The following is a 2,809-nucleotide window of genomic DNA, read 5'->3' on the forward strand; positions in this document are numbered from 1 at the left end:
TTCTGGCGGCGCGTGGATCAACTAGGGTTTGCAGGGCGGCAACGGCCTGCGATTGCGTCATACCGGGTCGAAGTTGGGGATGGTAAAGCATCCGAATCAGCGTGCGATCGATTTCGGCATACTCGGTCACATCCGTCCAGCCCTGGTAGAAAATGCTGTTGGGATAGCGATTGGAGTCGCGCATCAAGCCCAAGACCTGAGTCAGTTCTTCCCGCAGCAAGTGGCTCCGTTCTCGCTGCGTGACGCGGTTTGTATTGGTAATCAAAATGCGGGCATAGTTGATGACGCTACTATTCCAGCGCACCCAGAAAAAGCCCAGATTCCCTGGCACATAGTTGGGTTCTAGCTGGCGGAACTGGCTTTCTGGTGCGTAAATAATCTCGACATTCGGGTTGCGATCGTCGCGGACTAGCTGCACGCCGCTGCCGTGGAGTAGGTCGTTTAATTCTTGCATCACCTGGCGAATCGTCGCGTCATCCTCAGCAGTGCGTGTTCCCGTGACGCGAATTCTCAAGTTTGTATTCCATCTCCGAATTAGCGGCGCATTATTTCCCCATTCCGAGCCAAGCGCGACTTCCGTGAAGTAATCAATGTCTGCTTGCGTGATTGCGAGCGGGGCTGGCCCGGGGTTTAGAATCGCACCCACGCGATCGCCAATGGCACTAATCCCATCCACGATGCGATCCACCAGCCCTGGCGAATCGGGAGGATTGGGGCTGGGCAGGGGCTGGTTCACCGCAGGGTTCGCCATTCCCTGGGTGGTGTCACGCTGTCCCTGCTGATCGACCACGACTTCACGCGAATAGCGCGGGAGATTGGTCTGCCCATTGGTTGGCACGCTGGCAGGCGGCACGGGTTGGACGGACGGATTATATACAGGCAGATTAGACGTGGGGCTGGGCAAATCGCCGCGATTGGGCGCACTCACTTCTGGGCGGGTTCCAGGACGCATCAGCGCCCCAGAGGACGGGTCGTAGATTGGTGCATCGTCCGCGGCATTTTGGAAGCCTGCGGCTGGCTGGGCGGGGGGTTGCGGTGCAGTAGGCGAGGAGGCGATCGCCCCAGAACTCGCCGTCACGCGCACCAAGTCGCCCCGCACCCAGCCCTCTACGCCGTTGCCCAGCCGCACCTGATACCAGGTAAACCCATCTCCGCCGGGGGCTTCCTGAAGAATCATGACGGGCGTGTTGGGAGTTCCCGTAAACACGAGTCTGGATTGCACACCGGGGCTGACGCGGATGTTAATCAACGCCTGCGGATCGCGGGCACTCAGCATTCCGCTTCTGCCTGAGGCGACGGTGGCAGTGCTGCTGAGCAGGTGGATGCCCGGTTCTACGGAGGGGGTATGGCCCTGGGAGCCAAGGGCCTGTGTGACCCCAAGCGCCACCAGGCTAAGTGCCGCCAAACTGAGAGGAAATGGAATATTCATGAATCGCTTCCGAAGCAACGTGAGGGACCAGACCGAACCATGCAAGGCAGATGCGTTTTGCGAACCAAGCCGCTGGCGATGCTGAATACGGGGCGATCGCCGTGCTACAAGACCACCCTGGTTCACTCAAGGGTTTGCGCTGTTGATGAGCTTTACGGGCAGTCTCTCTACGAGTAGTCTCTAATGAACCAGAATGTCTTACTCTCTTAGAGAGGTTTTATGACAGGACTGTAAGCCGCAACAGCGGGTTCCTGATTCCGCAAGAATGGAGACGGTGAGCGATTTGCAGAAAATTCGATATTGATTTGGTGGCAACTTGGCGGCAACTTGGCGGCAATACCCATTCCCCACTATTATTCCCCATAATTTATTCCCCATAATTTTCTAAGAGGCTATTTGAAAAGGTATCGCCTGTAATGTTAAGCACTCAGAGATCCGGGAGGGGGATCGGCTAAAGTTGCACATCCCGTGGTTTTAGCCAGATCGGGCAAGAGCAGGGTTTTACTTTTCGGCAAGCCTGTTGGTCAATATTTTGGTCAGCATTATTAAATCAGCTTTGATATCTTATCGTACTTTTGTACTATGCAAAACCGTGCGGAGATCCGTCCCCAACGTCATCGATGGCACGGCTGCCCTAAGTTAGGATCGAGAGGTGTCGCGGTCAACGACCGATTGACGGGCTTGAGCAAGCCTTCTGCGGACATTCTTTGCGGACATTCTTTGCAGACATTCTTTGCGGACATTCTTTGCAGACATTCTTTCTAGGCATTCCTTTAGGCGTTGGTGCAAAGGGGAAAAATCGGTGAAACCAAAGCTAAGCCTTTGCATGATTGTGCGCGATGAGGCGGAGCGGTTGGGGCGCTGTTTGCAGAGCGTGGCGACCGTGGCCGACGAGCTAATCGTGGTCGATACTGGGTCGGTGGATGATACGGTGGCGATCGCCCAATCCTTTGGCGCGAAGGTTTTTTCGATGCCCTGGCAAAACGATTTTGCGATCGCCCGCAACGAGTCGCTGCGCCACGCCACAGGCGACTGGGTGCTGGTGCTGGATGCCGATGAGACGCTGGTGGCGGATTGCGTACCGAGGATGCAGCAGGCGATGCAGCATGACCAAACGCTGGTGATCAACCTGCTGCGGCAGGAGGTGGGCGCGGTGCAATCGCCCTATTCGCTGGTGTCGCGGCTGTTTCGGCGGCATCCAGCACTCACCTTTGCGCGGCCCTATCACGCCACGATCGATGACGCGGTGGCGGCGCTGCGGCAGCAGGAACCGGGCTGGGGCATTGTGGATTTGCCGCAGGTGGCGATTTTGCACGATGGATACGACCCAGTGGCGATCGCCCGCCGCGACAAGCTGGAAAAAGCGCGAACCGTCATGGA

The 2,809-nt window shown here is 57.0% G+C and carries 2 protein-coding genes; one reads left to right on the forward strand and one right to left on the reverse strand.

Annotated elements, in window-relative coordinates; translation table 11 throughout:
* On the reverse strand, positions 1-1,429 hold a 1,429-nt coding region (locus tag IGS51_RS06650), incomplete at its 3' end, for a DUF2927 domain-containing protein (RefSeq protein ID WP_297077370.1).
* 826 nt (positions 1,430-2,255) lie between these two features.
* On the opposite strand from IGS51_RS06650, the gene IGS51_RS06655 reads away from it, so the two are divergent.
* Positions 2,256-2,809, forward strand: a 554-nt coding sequence (locus IGS51_RS06655; RefSeq protein ID WP_367279280.1) for a glycosyltransferase family 2 protein, incomplete at its 3' end; no start/stop codon positions are given.

The organism is Thermoleptolyngbya sp. M55_K2018_002 (assembly GCF_015295965.1).
In the GTDB taxonomy this organism is placed as follows: domain Bacteria; phylum Cyanobacteriota; class Cyanobacteriia; order Elainellales; family Elainellaceae; genus Thermoleptolyngbya; species Thermoleptolyngbya sichuanensis.